General features: G+C 57.2%; 11 protein-coding genes. 7 read left to right on the plus strand and 4 right to left on the minus strand.

The annotated features are described in order from the left end of the window. Nucleotides 1-58 precede the first annotated feature (58 nt). From GSD1FS_RS03305 to GSD1FS_RS03320, 4 genes are all read left to right on the plus strand, one after another. Nucleotides 59-1,063, plus strand: coding sequence for a LacI family DNA-binding transcriptional regulator (locus GSD1FS_RS03305; protein WP_155588474.1), 1,005 nt, complete (start codon nt 59-61; stop codon nt 1,061-1,063). 482 nt (nt 1,064-1,545) lie between these two features. Beyond that, complete coding sequence (gene gtfA / locus GSD1FS_RS03310; protein ID WP_155588355.1) at nt 1,546-3,060, plus strand: sucrose phosphorylase; 1,515 nt, start codon at nt 1,546-1,548, stop codon at nt 3,058-3,060. A gap of 92 nt (nt 3,061-3,152) precedes the next feature. After that, nucleotides 3,153-4,763, plus strand: a complete 1,611-nt coding sequence (locus tag GSD1FS_RS03315) for an MFS transporter (RefSeq protein ID WP_155588356.1) — start codon at nt 3,153-3,155, stop codon at nt 4,761-4,763. A gap of 120 nt (nt 4,764-4,883) precedes the next feature. Then, nucleotides 4,884-6,479, plus strand: coding sequence for an MFS transporter (locus tag GSD1FS_RS03320; RefSeq protein ID WP_155588357.1), 1,596 nt, complete (start codon nt 4,884-4,886; stop codon nt 6,477-6,479). A gap of 168 nt (nt 6,480-6,647) precedes the next feature. On the opposite strand, the gene GSD1FS_RS03325 is transcribed toward GSD1FS_RS03320, so the two are convergent. Further along, nucleotides 6,648-7,178 carry a hypothetical protein gene (locus GSD1FS_RS03325; RefSeq protein WP_155588358.1) on the minus strand — a complete coding sequence of 177 codons (531 nt, stop codon included), beginning with the start codon at nt 7,176-7,178 and terminating at the stop codon, nt 6,648-6,650. 526 nt (nt 7,179-7,704) lie between these two features. Here GSD1FS_RS03325 and GSD1FS_RS03330 point away from each other — a divergent pair. The 3 genes from GSD1FS_RS03330 (at nt 7,705) to GSD1FS_RS03340 (ending at nt 12,107) form a co-directional block, all read left to right on the plus strand. Further along, on the plus strand, nt 7,705-8,976 hold the full coding sequence (locus GSD1FS_RS03330; protein WP_246165786.1) for an MFS transporter: 1,272 nt from the start codon (nt 7,705-7,707) through the stop codon (nt 8,974-8,976). Between the two features lie 384 nt (nt 8,977-9,360). Continuing rightward, nucleotides 9,361-10,416, plus strand: coding sequence for a ketol-acid reductoisomerase (ilvC, locus tag GSD1FS_RS03335; protein WP_155588360.1), 1,056 nt, complete (start codon nt 9,361-9,363; stop codon nt 10,414-10,416). A gap of 542 nt (nt 10,417-10,958) precedes the next feature. Then, nucleotides 10,959-12,107, plus strand: coding sequence for an MFS transporter (locus GSD1FS_RS03340; protein WP_246165759.1), 1,149 nt, complete (start codon nt 10,959-10,961; stop codon nt 12,105-12,107). 187 nt (nt 12,108-12,294) lie between these two features. Here GSD1FS_RS03340 and GSD1FS_RS03345 read toward each other — a convergent pair whose 3' ends face one another. From GSD1FS_RS03345 to GSD1FS_RS03355, 3 genes are all read right to left on the minus strand, one after another. Further along, on the minus strand, nt 12,295-13,515 hold the full coding sequence (locus tag GSD1FS_RS03345) for a Fic family protein (protein WP_155588361.1): 1,221 nt from the start codon (nt 13,513-13,515) through the stop codon (nt 12,295-12,297). A gap of 403 nt (nt 13,516-13,918) precedes the next feature. Then, on the minus strand, nt 13,919-15,643 hold the full coding sequence (locus GSD1FS_RS03350) for a sialate O-acetylesterase (RefSeq protein WP_155588362.1): 1,725 nt from the start codon (nt 15,641-15,643) through the stop codon (nt 13,919-13,921). Nucleotides 15,644-15,727: 84 nt separating this feature from the next. Further along, nucleotides 15,728-16,825 (minus strand): SGNH/GDSL hydrolase family protein, encoded by a 1,098-nt coding sequence (locus GSD1FS_RS03355; RefSeq protein ID WP_155588363.1) that lies wholly within the window; start codon nt 16,823-16,825, stop codon nt 15,728-15,730. Nucleotides 16,826-16,975: the final 150 nt, after the last annotated feature.

Raw genomic sequence — 16,975 nt, forward strand, 5'->3', positions numbered from 1 at the left:
CAATGGCTTGAGATGTTAAACCGGTTCGAGTTCCGTGACGGCAATGGAGGACGTGACGATGGTCGGTATGCGCGACGTTGCGAAGAAGGCTGGCGTTTCCGCGAGCAGTGTGTCGTTGGTGATCAACGGCACCGGCTACGTTTCCGATGACATGCGCAAGCGCGTGGAGAGCGCGATGCGCGAGCTCAATTACGTGCCGAACGAGCTGGCGCGCCATTTCTACCGTGGTCGCACCGGCATAGTCGGCGTGATCGTTCCGACGATTCGTCACCCGTTCTTCTCCACTCTGACCAGCGCGCTGCAGCACGAGTTCGCATCGCGCGGATTGCGCACGATGCTGTGCTCGACCGCCGACGTGGAAGGTGGGGAGTCCCAATACGTTGACATGCTTCGCCAGCACAGTCTCGACGCGCTCGTCGTCGCCGCGCACACCGTGCACGACGCTGAATATTGGTCGTCGATTCACCGCCCGATCATCGCGTTCGACCGCTACCTGGGCGGTGACATCGCCCAGGTGAGCTCAGACCACGAGCAAGGCGGCAGACTGCTCGCCGATCTGTTGCTGCGCACCGGCGCGAAGCGCGTGGTGATGGTAGGCGGCCCGCGCTCGCAATTCGACGATCTCGGCGAGGGGCGCACCACGTTCCCGACCGTGCGCTATGTGAAGACGCTTGAGCAGCGGCTCGACGAGGCGCATATTCGCCATGATTACTTCGAGGCCGGTGAAGTGAACGACACCGAGGGCATTCACCCCGCGGTTATTCGTGCGTTCAAAGAATGCCCCCGCATGGACGCGTTCATCGGCTCCGACGTTGCCGCCGCCTTCGCCGTGCAGGAGGCGCGCTTGCGCGGCATCAATGTGCCGAAGAAATTGCAGGTCATCGCTTACGACGGCACTATGGTCGCTGATTTTGCTGGGCTCCCAATGACTGTTGTTCAGCAGGATTTCACAAAAATAGCTGCGGCGATAGGGGAGCGCGTGGAGGCGCAGATCGACGACGACGAACGCGTTCGCGACGCCCTCATTCCGGTGACGTTGCGCGAGTCCGCCACCACTCGCTGAGTATTGATCTACGCTCGATTTTGATTACTTGCCTGATTATTATTCGTGCGATTATTGGCGATTGCTGAACCATGCGCGACACGCTTGGCTCGGTCTGCGCGCAAAATCCAAGAATTTTTATTGCAGATTTATAAGATTGCAGATTTGCTGGGAGCAAATTGAGAATCACTTGCAATAGATAGAACTAACGCGCGCGTAGGTGAAACGCGAATAATGACGCCAAAGATTCGGCGCAGAGAGACGCTGTGGAAAATAAGAAATATATTTTCTGAACATCCGCGTCTAGGCAAATTGACGAAAATGTATATCGAACCGGTTCGACACGCCGACGGCAAAGGGGTTGCATCGTTGCGGAATCCGTTGTATACCATATATCGAAACGGTTCGATACCGAGCGCTGCGAACAAGGAGGCTTCGCAGTTGCAAAGTGAAAGCCGTGAATAATCCCAAAGACGTGATTTGAAGAGTTCCAGGAGGAGCCCATGAAAAACAAAGTCCAGCTGATCACTTATGCGGATCGTTTGGGTGACGGAAATCTCGCCTCGATGACGGATATTCTGCGCACTCGCTTCGATGGCGTGTATGAGGGCGTGCACATTCTGCCGTTCTTCACCCCGTTCGATGGTGCTGATGCGGGCTTCGACCCGATCGACCACACGAAGGTTGATCCGCGTCTCGGCGATTGGGATGACATCGCCGAACTTTCCAAGACGCACGACATCATGGTCGATGCGATCGTCAACCACATGAGCTGGCAGTCCCGCCAGTTCCAGGATGTGCTCGCGAAGGGCGAGGACTCCGAGTATTACCCGATGTTCCTGACGATGAGCTCCATCTTCCCGAACGGCGCCACCGAGGAAGAGCTCGCGGGCATCTACCGCCCACGCCCGGGTCTGCCGTTCACGCACTACAACTTCGCGGGCAAGACGCGCCTCGTGTGGGTCACGTTCACCCCGCAGCAGGTCGATATCGACACGGATTCCGATAAGGGTTGGGAATACCTGATGTCGATCTTCGACCAGATGGGCAAGTCGCACGTCAAATACATTCGTCTTGACGCCGTTGGCTATGGCGCGAAGGAAGCCGGTACGAGCTGCTTCATGACGCCGAAGACGTTCAAGCTCATCTCCCGCCTGCGCGAAGAGGCTTCGAAGCGTGGACTCGAGATTCTGATTGAAGTTCACTCCTACTACAAGAAGCAGGTCGAGATCGCGGCCAAGGTTGATCGCGTCTATGACTTCGCTCTTCCTCCGCTGCTGCTCCACTCGCTGTTCACCGGCAAGGTGGACGCGCTGGCGCACTGGACCGAGATCCGCCCGAACAACGCCGTCACCGTGCTCGATACGCACGACGGCATCGGCGTCATCGACATCGGTTCCGACCAGCTCGACCGTTCGCTCAAGGGCTTGGTGCCTGACGAAGACGTTGATGCGATGGTCGAGACGATCGCCGCGAACACCAATGGCGAGTCGAAGGAAGCGACTGGCGCGGCTGCGTCCAACCTCGACCTCTACCAGGTCAACAGCACCTATTACTCGGCGCTGGGTTGCAACGATCAGCACTACATCGCCGCTCGCGCAGTGCAGTTCTTCATGCCAGGCGTTCCGCAGGTCTACTACGTCGGTGCCCTTGCGGGCAAGAACGACATGGATCTGCTCAAGCGCACGAACGTCGGCCGCGACATCAACCGCCACTACTACACGACGCAGGAGATCGACGAGAACCTGCAGCGTCCGGTGGTCAAGGCGCTGAACGCGCTCGCGAAGTTCCGCAACGAACTGTCGGCCTTCGACGGCAACTTCTCGTATGAGGTTGACGACGATTCGATCAGCTTCACCTGGAGCGACAAAGACACGTCGGCCACGTTGGTGTTCGCGCCTTCCAAGGGCATGAGCGTCAACAACGACCGTCCGGTCGCCACGATGACGTGGACCGACGCTGAGGGCGAGCACCACAGCGACGATCTGATCGCCAATCCGCCAGTAGCTCACAAGTGATGCGCAACTAATATGTAAGCGAACGCACGCAAGCCGTGCAGGTGCGTGCGGGCGGAACCCGCACGCACCATTGATGTGGAAAGGGAAGAGATATGGCTGACGAACACGGCAACCAGGACGAGAACAAGCCGTCCACTGGTTCCAACGGCTACATCCGACCGGGCATCGACGACCGCCCGGATCTTGACAAGGCGCTGACCCCTGAAGACAAAGAGGCCATCAACCGTTTGGCAACGCCAATGCCGCAACGCCGCGCAGGAGACAGCACCATCGACGACGAGCAGGTGCAGAGCACTCGAATGCAAACGGGCTCCGATGCTACAGCCGCTGGCTTGGCATCGCTGGCTGCGGTTGACACCGCAGTTCCTGACGAAGCTTCGGCATTCATGGATATGCGCGACCCGATGGTTTCCGCGGATGGCCACCGCCCAACGAGAACGGAATTGATTCGCATTGGCGTCGGCTTCACCGTTTCGGCAGTCGCCTGTGCTATTCCGTGGGTGGCATTGAGCTCGATCATCTTGCCGCAGGTGTTCCAGCAAATCGACCCAGCCAGCAAGGAAACGATGCTCGGCGTTGTTAACATCATCGGCTCGATCGTGGCACTGCTGTCGAACATCATTTTCGGCACGCTTTCCGACATGACGCGTTCGCGTTACGGCAAGCGTACGATTTGGATCGTTGCAGGCGGTTTGATCACCGGTTTGAGCATCGGTGCCATTGCATTCACGAATACCACGTGGCTCATTATCACGCTGTGGTGCTTGGCTCAGCTCGGTTACAACATGATGCTCGCCCCATACGTCGCCACGATGTCTGACCGTGTGCCCGACAAGGTGCGTGGCACGATCTCCGGCTTCTACGGTGCAGGTATCGCCGCTGGCCAAACGCTCGGCTCTGTCGTCGGCGCTCAGTTCCTCAAGCAGGGTGAGTCCGGCATCTTCGGCGCATGGATGATGGGCATGGCGATCTTCGCTTCGATTGGCATCTTCGTCGTGCTGGTGTGGCCTCGCGAACGCGACAACCGCAATGAGGCACGTGCTGACATGAGTGTGAAGGAAGTACTGCTGAACTTCCGTCCGCCGCGTCATGCTCCAGACTTCTATTATGCGCTCATCGGTCGCACTATGATGATGGGCGGCTACTGGATGATTAACGCTTATCAGTTCTACATTGCTGAAGACTACATCTATGCCGGTGATCCGAATGCTAAGATCAAGGCTGCCAATATCATCGCCACGATGGGCGTCATCACGCTTATCGTTTCGCTGATCGCCGCGGTTTCCGCAGGCCCGATCACCGATAAGATCGGCCGCCGCAAGTTGCCTGTCGCCTTGGCAAGCTGCCTGTTCGCAGTCGGTGCTGCAATGCCATTGCTGTTCCGCTCGCCAACTGGTATGTTCCTGTTCGCAGGCATCGCGGGTCTCGGCTACGGCATCTACAACGCCATCGATCAGGCGCTCAACGTGGCTGTGCTTCCGAACCCGAAGGAAGCTGGTAAGGATCTCGGCATCCTGAACCTCGCCAACACGCTCTCCACTGTTATCGGCACTGCGTTCACCTCTCTCATTGTGGCGGTTGCCAAGGCTGTGCAGCACACGACGGTGGCGACCACGCAGGCATACGTGATCGTGTTCGTCGTCGCGATCGTTCTCGTGCTGATCGCCGCTTGGTTGATCATGCGCATCAAGCACGTCAAGTGAGTAAGTAACCTCCTACAATGGCTGGCATTCGCGGGTTTAGCCTCCGCGAATGCCAGCCATTTTTTATGCGCATGTCGCATTCGGCTTTTTTATCTGGGCGAAACAGTTACTGTTATACATATGAGCAATCAGTCTAATAACAGCGAGCAGGAACAGCAGCCCAGTCAGTCTGCGCCGCGTCCGTTCCCGAATTCGGACTACATTCGCCCTGGCATCGACGACCGCCCGGACCTCGACGAAGCCTTAAGCGCTGCCGACAAAGCCGCAGTAGCGCGTCTCGCCGTGCGCCAGAAGCCGGTCACCGCGGAGCCTGCAATATCGCATCCCGAAGTGCAAGCCACGGCACTTGCGGAATCAAGCGGCATTCCAAACGCCGCCGCAGACGAACCGATTCCAGACGTCAACTCCGCGTTCTTCGATATGCGCGATCCGATGGTCGATTCCACCGGCTACCGCCCGACGTCGAGCCAAGTGCTCAACATGAAAATCGGCTTCTCGCTGTGCGCGTTCCTGATCTCGTTCGTGATGGTGGCGCTCACCGTGGTGCTGGTGCCGATGCAGCTCGACATGTTCGCGAACGCCGACGTGAAAACGCACACCGTTGCCAACGGCATCAATGCCGGTGTGAATATGTGCATCCTCATGAGCATCGGCATCGTCGTCACGATGCTCACCACAGCGCTCGCCTCCGCGCTGTCGGATCACACGCGCACAATACTCGGCCGCCGCACTCCCTGGCTGTTTGCGGGCACAGTGCTCACCGGCCTCTTCGCGTTCGCGCTGCCGAGTTGCAGCACTGCCGTGTCGCTCACAATCGTGTGGGCATTCATGCAATTGGGCTATGCAATCATGCTGATGTCGCTGTCTGCGATGATCGGCGAAATGGTGCCCGACAAATTCCGAGGCTCCATCGCCACGTGGCGCGATGTGATGATGTTCGCAGGCTCGCTGTGCGGCGTGGCATTCGCCACGAGCATGGCATCGCACAGCAGAGTCCTCGCAATGGCGGTCTGTGGCATTCTGATGCTCGCCGCCGGTGTCGTTGCCGTGGTTGTGCCTCCGCGCGAGCACTCCAGCGAATACCTGCACGTCAGCACGTTGAAAACGTCAAGCGTGCTCGCTGCGTTCCGCCCACCGCACGGCGTGCGCAACTGGGGCTGGATCGTTGTGATTCGCCTGCTGATCTCCGCAACGTTGGCGGTTTCCGCCACCTACATCTGGTTCGTCGTGTTCTACGGCATAGGCGTTGGCACGTCATTCACGACGTCGCTCGCCACGCTCGCTGCAATGGCTGTTGTGGCATACGTCATGGCGGCTGTCGCTTCGGTGCTGCTCGACCCGATCACCGCGCACATGTCGAACTTCACCGCGCTGTGGCTGTCGGGTCTATGCCTGCTGCTCTCCGCAATCTGCGGCATGACGTTGCACACGCAGATCGGCCTGCTGCTGTTCGCCGCATTCGGCGGCTTCGCGCTGTCGATGCTCGACTCGCTCGCCCAGTCGGTCGTCGTGAATTCCATCGAGGATTTGCAGCACACCGGCCGCGTGCTCGCCGTTGTGCGCAGTCTTGACAACGCGGGCCGACTGATCGGCGTCATTGCCGGCGCGATCGTCTTCTCGCTGGCAGGCGCGTTCACGTCGCTGTTCACTGTGGCTGGCGCGCTCTCTGCTGCGCTGATGCTGGTGATCATCGCCGGACGTAAGCATTTCGCGTAGCTTATTACTCGCGTATTTATGCGTTGTGGCGGTGGTTTGCGACCAATAATCTTTAGGTCGCAAACCACCGCCACAACGCATTTGCATACCTCATAAAATTTGCTCAAGCCGCAGTTTGCTTGAACTCGAGCTACTTGGTTGAGCTATATAAATTATTATTTGGGTAACTCAGTTCGAAGTTTTCTCCAGCGTGCTCGACGTGATAATAATTTGCGATTTGCCGTCTGCGCCGCTCTGCTTCTTCGCTTCGAATGTGTATACATCCGACCAGCTCGAATCTGAAGAATCATGATTGCTCGGGGTATTGCTCGGCAAATCGGTCGTAGTCACGGTAACGGATATTTCAGCTTTAATGGAAACAGCGTCGTTCCCCAAGGTTTTGCCTGACTCAAAAATCGCCTTTGCTTGCTCGCTTTTGATGACGAGTCCAAGATGATTCATGGAGGAATACGTCTCGTTCACGTCGTCGATTATTGTCTGCGGAGTATTCGCCGGCGTGGAAGTCTGCCGCTTATTTCCCTGCGCATCGTACGGATTAAGCGCGGAATACGCGTTGTCTACGAGCTTCACATACGCGTCGAGATACGGTTTCGCTTCTTCCGCAGAAAGCGACGTGTCGGCAGAGCCGCACGCCGCGCTCGCACAGGCGATGACGCACGCGCATAAGAGTGCAATGCCCCTCGTAAATTTGCTTTTCATATCAACCCTTCTCGTGTGTTTGGCACTATTCGCAATCGCTTGCGAATAGTGCTTTTGAGTGTACCTCGCGCATTGCCATAACTTCGTCAGCTACGCAATATGCGTGTCCACATAGTGAACATTCGCTGGGGTGATTTCGGGACGCGCGCGTATATTCTCAACCAACGCGAAAACATCGCGGCTAGAACTTTTCGAAAGGAGGCTCGCAATGGCTGGTAATGCACGACTGCAGATTGTACGAATTATTATCTCGCCATCGGCGGGCTGATTTTCGTACAACAAATCAAGTCCTGCCGAATATGGCAGGACGTTTTGATATCTGCATGAGATTCCAAGTCCTGCCATAGAACGCAGGACTTTTTCGTATCTAGCAACTCAACACTGTGAGAGCAGAGAAAAGGGAAATCTCATGACAGCAGTCGAATCGGAGGAAGCCGAGCCAGCTACGCTTGCGCCGGCACTTGATGTACACCGAACCGTGGCGCAAGCCAAGCGCTCGTCGGTCGGCACGATCATCGCCGCATCAATGGTCGGCACCACAATCGAATTCTATGACTTCTACGCTTATGGCACCGCAGCTGCGAACTACTTCCCGCGCGTGTTCTTCTCCGACACCACGAACCCAACGGTCGCACTGTTGCTTTCGCTCGTCACCTTCGCCGTCGCGTTCTTGGCGCGCCCGGTCGGTTCGCTGATCTTCGGCCACTTCGGTGACTCCATCGGGCGTAAGGCAACGCTCGTCGTCTCGCTGATGACAATGGGCATCGCCACCTTCCTGATCGGCTGCCTGCCTGGGTACAGCACTTGGGGCGTGTTCGCAGTCATCGCGCTGTGCCTGTGCCGCTTCGTGCAAGGCATCGGCTTGGGTGGCGAATGGTCGGGCGCGGCTCTCGTCGCCACCGAGAACGCTCCGGCAGACAAGCGCGCACTCTACGGTTCGTTCCCTGAACTCGGCGCTCCGATCGGCTTCTTCCTGTGCAATGGCACCTACGTGCTGCTCGAAACCTTCAACGATGACGCCGCAATGCTCGCATGGGGCTGGCGCGTGCCGTTCCTGCTTTCGTCGCTGCTCGTGGTGGTCGGCTTGCTCGTCCGCGTTCATATGGAAGAGACTCCGGCATTCCAGCAGGCGCAGCGCTCGCAGCGCGTTGTGAAGGCTCCGGCGGTTGAAGTGTTCCGCACCAGCTGGAAGCAGGTGCTGCAGGCGACGTTCCTCGTGGCTGTGACCTACACGCTGTTCTACACTCTCGCCACTTGGTCGCTCGCTTGGGGCACGAAGTCCGTTGAGCAAGGCGGTGGCGGACTCGGCTTCTCCACGCAGGAATACATGACGATGCTGATGGTGTCGGTGTGCGTGTTCGCACTGTTCATCGTGCTCTCGTGCGTCTACGCCGATCGCCTCGGCCGCCGTCGCGTGATCACCGTCTCCTCGGTGCTGCTCGTCGTGTTCTCGCTCACCTTCCCGCTGCTGCTCAACAGCTCGGTGGTTGGTGTGCACAACACCTTCGCGACGATGACGTTCCTGTGCGTCGGCTTCGCCCTGATGGGCATCGCCTTCGGGCCGATCGGCGCACTGCTTCCCGAACTCTTCAGCGTCAATGTGCGCTACACCGGTTCGGGCATCGGCTACAACCTCGCGGCAATCGTCGGCGCAGCCTTCGTGCCATCGGTCGCAACTTGGCTCTCCTCGCACTGGGGAGTCGGCTCGGTCGGCCTCTACATGGGTGTGATGGCGTTGTGCTGCCTCGTCGCAATCCTCACTTGCCATGAAACCAAGAACGTGAACTATATGGAGTAGAGAAAGGGGTCTACGTCACTATTCACCTGACAATCAGCACACCAAGTGTCCAATATTCGGTCAAAAATCTTCAATAATATAAGCGGTCGTGCGCAAAAGCGCAGTATTTCATTTGTTTTCCCAAAATGTTAGACGGTCAGTATCCAAAAGATGGACGCGACTGCAGTGAATATGAAGATTTCGGTAATATGAAATTCAGTTGTGGAGACAAAATCTCCAACACGAATAGGGAACATCTGCAAGAGCATTTCGGAAAGCTCGCCGGCCACCACCTCAGGCTGAACGAAGCACCGGAACGCAGTGAACGAAAATAACAACATATACAGCGTTGGCATAGGCGCAGAAGCATGTGCCACCAACATACATATAAAAGGAGTGCCACAAATGGCAGCACAGATCTGGTACGAAGACGACGGCGATCTCTCGGTTCTCGACGGCAAGAAGGTCGCAATCATCGGCTACGGCTCGCAGGGCCACGCTCACGCGCTCAACCTGCGTGATTCCGGCGTCGACGTCGTTGTCGGCCTGCGTCCGAACTCGAAGTCCGTGGAATTCGCCAAGGAGCAGGGTCTGGAAGTGAAGAGCGTTCCGGAAGCTGCTGCAGAGGCCGACATCATCATGATCCTGGCTCCTGACCAGTATCAGAAGACGATCTGGGACAACGACATCGAGCCGAACATCAAGCCAGGCGCAGCAGTCGCCTTCGCACACGGCTTCAACATCCACTACGGCTACATCAAGCCATCCGCCGATCACCCGGTCTTCATGGTCGCCCCGAAGGGCCCAGGCCACATCGTCCGTCGTGAATACGTCGCCGGCCGTGGCGTTCCGGTCGTCGTGGCAGTCGAGCAGGATCCTCGCGGTGACGGCTGGGATCTCGCCCTCGCTTACGCCAAGGCTCTCGGCGCTCTGCGCGCCGGCGCCATCAAGACCACCTTCAAGGAAGAGACCGAAACCGATCTCTTCGGCGAGCAGAACGTGCTCATGGGTGGCGTCAACAAGCTTGTCGAAATGGGCTTCGAAGTGCTCACCGACGCCGGCTACCAGCCGGAAATCGCCTACTTCGAGGTGTGCCACGAGCTCAAGATGCTCGTCGACCTCATGAACGAAGGCGGCTTGAACAAGGCACGTTGGAGCTGCTCCGACACCGCTCAGTACGGTGACTACACGAACACCGTCATCGACGAGCACGCTCGTGAGCGCATGCAGTACCACCTCGGCCGCATTCAGGACGGCTCCTTCGCCAAGGAGTTCATGGACGATCAGGCCGCTGGCGCTCCGAAGTTCAAGCAGCTTCAGGAAGAGTACTCCAACGTTCGCATCGAAGAGGTCGGCCCGAAGCTTCGCGCCATGTTCTCCTGGAACAACGAAGACGCCAAGGACGCCGACGAGTCCAACTCGTTCACCGGCAAGATCGCTCGCGCCCAGGTTCAGGAGTGAGCTCAACTAGCCATCTAGTTGCCACTAGGCCATAGGCCAGCCATATCTGTACAGCTCCCGCCCTCAAAGCGGGTTGCTGTTGAGCCGTGAACCACAGGCCACAAGCCGCTCGGGTTCACCGGTTCATCGTTAAGGTGAGACACACGCTGTGTGTCTCACCTTTTCTTATTCTTTAGAAAAATTTCCGCTGCCATGTGCTACAGTTGCCAGCATGTGTGGAATGTGCATGATGACTATGTTCGTGCTGAAAATAGCACTTTAGAACGCATCCTCTAATATTCTCCGAAATGAAATAATTCGCGGAGCCTGACGCCAGTATGCGTGCAGGTCAATCGGCATGCCATTTTAATCTAATTACTTTCTTATATATGCGTCTTCTATAGCCGCAGCATGCCCTCCGCCAGAGGAAAAGAGACATCATGAACACAACATCTGGAACAAGTATGCGCTGGCGCAGGTCAGTGACACTACTGCTGACAGGGCAGGCGCTCTCGCTCATCGGATCGAGTATCGTGCAATACGCGATCACCTAGTATCTAGTGATGCGCACGAACTCGGGCACAATCATGACAGTGATCATGTTGTGCGCGTGCTTGCCACAGGCAATCGTGTCACTGTTCGGCGGTGTCTGGGCAGACCGCTGGAACAAGAAAGCGCTGATCATTCTGCCCGATGCACTTATAGCCGTCGCCACCGTGGTGCTATCGCTGGCAATCGCGAACGGCATGACTGCGCTGGCCATGTTCTTTGTGATTCTGGCGATCCGCTCGGCGGGCGCGGGCGTGCAGTCGCCGGCAGTGCAGTCGTTCATTCCAGAAATCACTCCGGAACCCAAGCTTTTGCGTGTGAACTCGATCAATGGCACCATTCAGTCGGTCAATATGATTGCGGCGCCGGCGATTGCCGCAGTACTCGTGAATATCATGCCGTTGTGGGCAATTCTCTATGTGGATGTGACCACCGCGGTGATTGGTATTGTGTTCGTCGCGCTGATTCGCGTGCGCCTGACGTCTGCGAGCTCACACGAAGCTCACGTTGATGACGGTGAAACAGAGGCTGGCGTATTCACAAACATTCGCACGGGTCTTGCGTATGCGTGGCGCTACCCACGCATACGCAGCGTGCTTATTTCTTACGCTTTTGTGTGCTTCATCAACATTGCGCCGATGAATCTCACGTTGATTCTGATGAACCGCGGATTCTCCGGGCAATCACTTGACTTAGGATTCACCGTGCTCAGCACGGCGGCGGACAAGCTTGCAGCGAATGAACTGGCATGGAGCGTTGGCATGGTGATCGGCGGTGCGCTGCTATCTGCCATCGGTCCAAAGGTGTTCCACAACAACATGGCAGTGCTGGCTGCAGCATTTGTGGGCATGGGTGTGTTTACTGCTGGGCTTGGCTTATCTCCGACATTGCTCGCATATTTGTGCGTGGACTTTTTGGTAGGATTTGCAACCTCTTTCACAGCTTCACCCACGTTCACTCTGCTGCAGGAGGAGAGCTCGCCGCAGATGCGCGGTCGCGTGTTCGGTCTGCTAACTACATTCTCTGGATTCGGCACGCCGCTTGGCATGGTGGTGTTCGGTCCGCTCGCCGATATGATTCCCGTACAATGCATCTTCGTCATCGGCGGCGTGCTCACTGTACCGTTCGGTGTGTGGCTCTGGCGTATGGCGCGAGTGAAATAAGAGAAAACCCCGGCGGGAGGAAACCGTCGGGGCCAGAGAGAAGAGAAGAAGAAGGAGTTTTAAGTTATGTCGCAACCTGTTCGGTTGTTGATATCAATATAACCGCACCTTCCTTGGCGAACTCATGGCGCAAACTGAAAATTGCATAAGAATTCAATTGCAATTCGCTATGTTCGGCTGATTCAGCTCATACCAGTTGCTGCCGCACGCGCTCGCTGACACGCACCTTCAGTGGTTTTTGCGAAGTAATCTCTACGAGATCGTGTTCTTCGAGCTCGTGAATATATCTGCGCACACTCTGCTTGGAGAGCTGGAGCTGACCCGCAACGTTTTGCAAAGACATTGATTTCACCGTGTCGAACGACTCCACTTGTAGCAGCACGTAGAGTAGATTCATCGCGCGCTGTGACAGAGTGTTCTCTTTGGCGAGCTTCTTGCACAGTGTTTCGATGCGCTCCATCTGCACATCGCGCGCCTCCAGCTCGTCGATGAGGCGTTGCTGCGCTTGCGCGATGTAGTCGAGCATCATCTCGACGAAAAACGTGAGTTCGCCATGATTCAGCGGGTCTTCGGCGACTGTGAACGCGCGATAATACCGCTCTTTGTTATCGGCGATCGTCTGCGAAAGCGAGAGCACCGTAGGTAAAGAGAAATCTGCGTTGAGTGCCAGTGCCAGCAAATACCGGCCTGTGCGACCATTGCCGTCATAGAACGGGTGCACATATTCGAACAGAAAATGCGCGACGCTGGCACGTATAACGCCAGGCATACTTGAACTGTGCGCCAAGGAAATCATCTGTGTGAGCAGCGCGCTGATCTGTGCTTCGCCTGAGACTCCGCTGTGTATTGCAGTGCCATGCGGTCCGACCACATCGACATCTTGGGCGCGGAACAACGCGCCATCTGGCATGGTGTTTGCGTCGATCTCGCCAGCCGCAATCTTGTTGTAGATCTCACGAATCTGCTCAAGTGTACGCGGGAATTCGGCGGTTGAATCGTCCAACTCCAAATACAGTCTGGCGAGCTCGCTAAATCTTGCTGACGTGTTATTTTCCGCGGCAGTGATGGCCTGCGTCACTTCTTTGCGGGTGCTGCGCACGCCCTCGATTTCGTTGGTAGACAGCATTTCGCTCGCGATGGACTGCGTGATGTAGTTTCGGCGCATGGCTCCGGTGACTGCGTTCCACAGGCGCGAAACCTTGCGCTCCGCAAGCAGCACGTCGTTGAGTTTAAGCGTGAGCTCGCGTGGTACGCCCACGAAGAGCTCGCCCATAGATGTGTTGATTCCGGTGCGGAACGTGGATTCCGCAGTAAGCCGCTCGCTTGCGCGCTGTTCGAGATGTGCGAACGAGTCCGTGCTTCTGTCGGCGTGGAAAAGACGCGCCAGTGTTTTGTATTCGCTATGCATATGACTGCCTGTTCGACCGATTTGAGATTGCTAAGTTATAAAGATTATAAGATAGCGCAGCTGATTTAGCTAGTTTTGCACTCAAATTACACTCTAAATGATAGTGATTATCAAATAGAGGGGCAGATTGTGCTAGATTCACGGTTAAACCGTGTTCAAAATGATAACAAGTATAAGATTGCTGTTGTTCAGTGCGATAGTAGACAGACAAAAGATAGTGGCGCAAGGTATTTCGCTTACGAGGCGACATTAAGAGCCCATTTGGCAAGTATGATCGCCGGAAATCGTTGGAAAACCGTCACCACTATACGTGGATATGCTCGGTAATGTCGCCTCGTAAGCGAAATGCCCCGTATCGGCGCTTGAAACGCAGTTGATTGCCTATCTCTGCCGTGCTTTGCTCTCAGGCAGAGAATGGGAAGGCGGGGAGGCCGTCCGCGTTGAACAGTGGGGCAGGGCCCCAGCTGCGCCAAGCGTAACGGGCATGTCGCGGTTGCGGAACTTCAGGTGCGAAGATGTGCACGGCGCATAGATCGGAATCAGCTGGATCTTCGCCAGGGCGTGCGATCTGCTCGATGCGAGCGTGCGCAGGCACGAACTCCGAGTCAGCGCTGGCAGCCACTTCGAAGCCGGAACTGCCGCCATCGCGCTCGGGGCTTTCGGCAATATCGTCTACAGCTCGCATTGTGTCTGGCGTAGTGCCATGCCAGTGCAATCCGTGCGCGTGGTTGAATACGGCGATCAGTTCGCCGCCGCCTTCGCCAATGTTAAGCTCAATCAATTGCGGGCTGCTCGCTGGCACGTCGAGGTGGTAGATGTCGTGCAGCGCAAGATCTCCGAGCCTCATGCCAACAGTGCGCTTGTCGACTGGATGCACGTTGTCGAACTCGCCGCAATCCATCGTGCAGATAATATCCGCATGCGGTGTTTCACGTGTAACACTGAGCTGCTGGTCGCGCAATACAGGCCAGCGCAATGGGTCGTTATCGGCGTCTGCGGCGGCGATGAACTGCGGCAGTTGCACGACGAGGAACGGCAAATCAGTGCGCTGCCAAGTCTGCCGCCATTCGCCGATCAGTCCGCGCAGCAGTTCGCCGTATCCAGCTGCGTTGAGCTCGTCTTCTTCGCCCTGATACCAGAGCGCGCCGGCGATCGTGTACGGTGCAACGCGGCGAATCATCGCCTCGAACAGCGCGTATGGCCTGCGTTCGGCAAACGGCGTGACCGGCGGCGGCCACGGGCATGGACCGAGCATGGCGTCGATTTGCGGCTGCGAATAATCCGGATGCTCCTCTTTCACAGCGGCGACGTCGGCGTTCCACTTGTCGAAGATCTTCTGCCAACTGTTTTGCGCGGCGAGCATCTCTTCGTCGGTTTTGCCAGCGATCGCGTCGCGATATTCCTGCACATACTTGTGGCCGAGCGCTGTGCGTTCGAGCAGTTCCTCGCTCATCCATGCGCTGATCGACGTGCCGCCGATGTAGCAGTCGATGATGCCGACTGGAATGCCATGTGCCAGCGCGTCACGCAACTGCTTCGCGAAGTAATAGCCGACGGCACTCATATGAGCGACCTGCGGTGCCTCGCCTAGCTGCCAGCCGGATTCCGCCTCGGCGTTCAGATTGACGCGCGCGGTTTTCGGGGTGTTGTAGAAGCGTAGCAGCGGATCCTGCGCGTTGGCGATCGCGTCTTTGCCGAACTCGCTGTTGTAGAGTTCGAACTCGATATTGCTCTGCCCGCCGGCGAGCCACACTTCGCCGACCAGCACATCGCGAAACTCGATCTCGTCAGCACCGCAGCGCACGCGCAGAATAAGCGGGCCTCCCGCAGGCAGCGACGGCAGTTCGAGCTGCCACGTGCCGTTACTGCTCACATGCCCTTCGGATTGCGCGATTTCCTGACCATCTTCATCAGTGACGAACGCGGCGACCACTTCGCCCGCCGGAGCTTCGCCGAACACGGCGATCGGTGTTTCACGTTGTAGCACCATATGGTCACTGAACACCGCTGCGACGCGCAGTTTGCCGTGTCGCGTGCGGTCATCTGCATTGTTCGCGTTGCCGTAATCACTCTGTGCAGAGTCTGCCAAACCCGATGCGCCGGGTGCAATGCCGGTTACTGTCGCCATGTCAATCTCCTTATTCGCCGTTCGTAATTGATACTACTGAGGAATCTTGGTGGTTTCGTTAGTGTTCAATATGAGCGTGCCGCTCTAGTTCTCCCAGAGTTCCTCGCCGAACGATTCGATGTATGCAGTGAGTTCGCGCGCCATCTCCTCGTCTTCGGCGATGCGCGGATGCCCAGGAGTGGCAGTGCCCGCGCGCGAGTAAGCGAAATGCGTCACCTGCGGGTCGTCGAGATTGCTGACCACTTCGTCAATCGCGCGATCCCAACTCGCGTCGTGCTGCAGCAGCGTGGTGGTGCAGATAATATGCGCGTCAGGGTAGCGCTCACGCAGACGCGCGATCAGCACGGCATATTCCGCGCGCCAATTCGCGGACTGCTCGGAGCAGTAATCGTCTGCCATGAAATCGACGGGATGGGAGTCGTTCTGGCCGAGCGCGATCACCACCACTTGCGGCACATATTCGTGGAAATCCCAGCGCGACGTCTCACCTAGCGCGGGGTTGTAGCGCACGCGATCCCAGATGCTCTCCATGCCGATGTAGTTCGGTGCGTTGAACCAGCCGATATTGTCGAGCAGCGACGCGCCGCCCTGCGAGATGATGCGCAGGTCGGCGTGCAGTGTGCGCGCGGCGATCGCGTCATACGAATACCAGGCGTTGCTGTAGGCGGACAAATCGATGTCGGGATCCGCTTTGCCGGTGTAGAGCACGGCTTCGTTGCGCTCGCCGCAGCTCACCGAATCGCCGTAGACTTCGATGCGGCGTGAGCTGGGCGGGTCGAGCGGCGGCAGCACGCGCGCGTCGTCGTCGATGAGCACGCCGAGAAATTCCATGTAGTGCATGCCGCCGTCTTGCCTTTTGAACACGGTGGCGCGGTGCTCAATATTCGGCAGATGCTGCGCAATAGTGAGCGTCATAGTGCCGTCGCTGTGAAGTTCGCAGTTCGCGGGCACGTCTGGCTCGGCGGGCGTGGGCACGCGCACACTGAACTGCGTGTTGTCGACGATCACGCCAAGGCGAATATTGCCGTAATCCCAGTGATTGCGAATGCGCACAGCGAGACTCGTGCCCGTGAAGCAGAACTGCGCTTGAGTGTATGGGAACACCCACAGCTCGCCGTCGGCGGTGCGTTCGGTGCGTCCCATGTACCTAAGCGCTTCAGTATGCGAATCGATGTACTGCATGTTCGCTCCTTTGCTTGTGCAGCTGCGGCGGATGGCTGCTATGCAGTCGGTGTTGATAGTAGTTGGTGGTAAACGGGAGAGTCTGCTGACAATGCAGACTCAGCAATTTGATTATATGACTTGCGGTGATGTGCTTGACATTGCGCGTTG

Origin of the sequence: Bifidobacterium canis (assembly GCF_009727065.1) — a bacterium.
Taxonomy (GTDB): domain Bacteria; phylum Actinomycetota; class Actinomycetes; order Actinomycetales; family Bifidobacteriaceae; genus Bifidobacterium; species Bifidobacterium canis.

Bases quoted from the DNA above. Each gene is read 5' to 3' on its own strand.
- GSD1FS_RS03355 (WP_155588363.1), bottom strand. From the start codon at position 16,825: ATGCAGTACATCGATTCGCATACTGAAGCGCTTAGGTACATGGGACGC.
- ilvC (WP_155588360.1), top strand. From the start codon at position 9,361: ATGGCAGCACAGATCTGGTACGAAGACGACGGCGATCTCTCGGTTCTC.
- GSD1FS_RS03320 (WP_155588357.1), top strand. From the start codon at position 4,884: ATGAGCAATCAGTCTAATAACAGCGAGCAGGAACAGCAGCCCAGTCAG.
- GSD1FS_RS03330 (WP_246165786.1), top strand. From the start codon at position 7,705: ATGGTCGGCACCACAATCGAATTCTATGACTTCTACGCTTATGGCACC.
- GSD1FS_RS03315 (WP_155588356.1), top strand. From the start codon at position 3,153: ATGGCTGACGAACACGGCAACCAGGACGAGAACAAGCCGTCCACTGGT.
- gtfA (WP_155588355.1), top strand. From the start codon at position 1,546: ATGAAAAACAAAGTCCAGCTGATCACTTATGCGGATCGTTTGGGTGAC.
- GSD1FS_RS03345 (WP_155588361.1), bottom strand. From the start codon at position 13,515: ATGCATAGCGAATACAAAACACTGGCGCGTCTTTTCCACGCCGACAGA.
- GSD1FS_RS03340 (WP_246165759.1), top strand. From the start codon at position 10,959: ATGCGCACGAACTCGGGCACAATCATGACAGTGATCATGTTGTGCGCG.
- GSD1FS_RS03305 (WP_155588474.1), top strand. From the start codon at position 59: ATGGTCGGTATGCGCGACGTTGCGAAGAAGGCTGGCGTTTCCGCGAGC.
- GSD1FS_RS03350 (WP_155588362.1), bottom strand. From the start codon at position 15,643: ATGGCGACAGTAACCGGCATTGCACCCGGCGCATCGGGTTTGGCAGAC.
- GSD1FS_RS03325 (WP_155588358.1), bottom strand. From the start codon at position 7,178: ATGAAAAGCAAATTTACGAGGGGCATTGCACTCTTATGCGCGTGCGTC.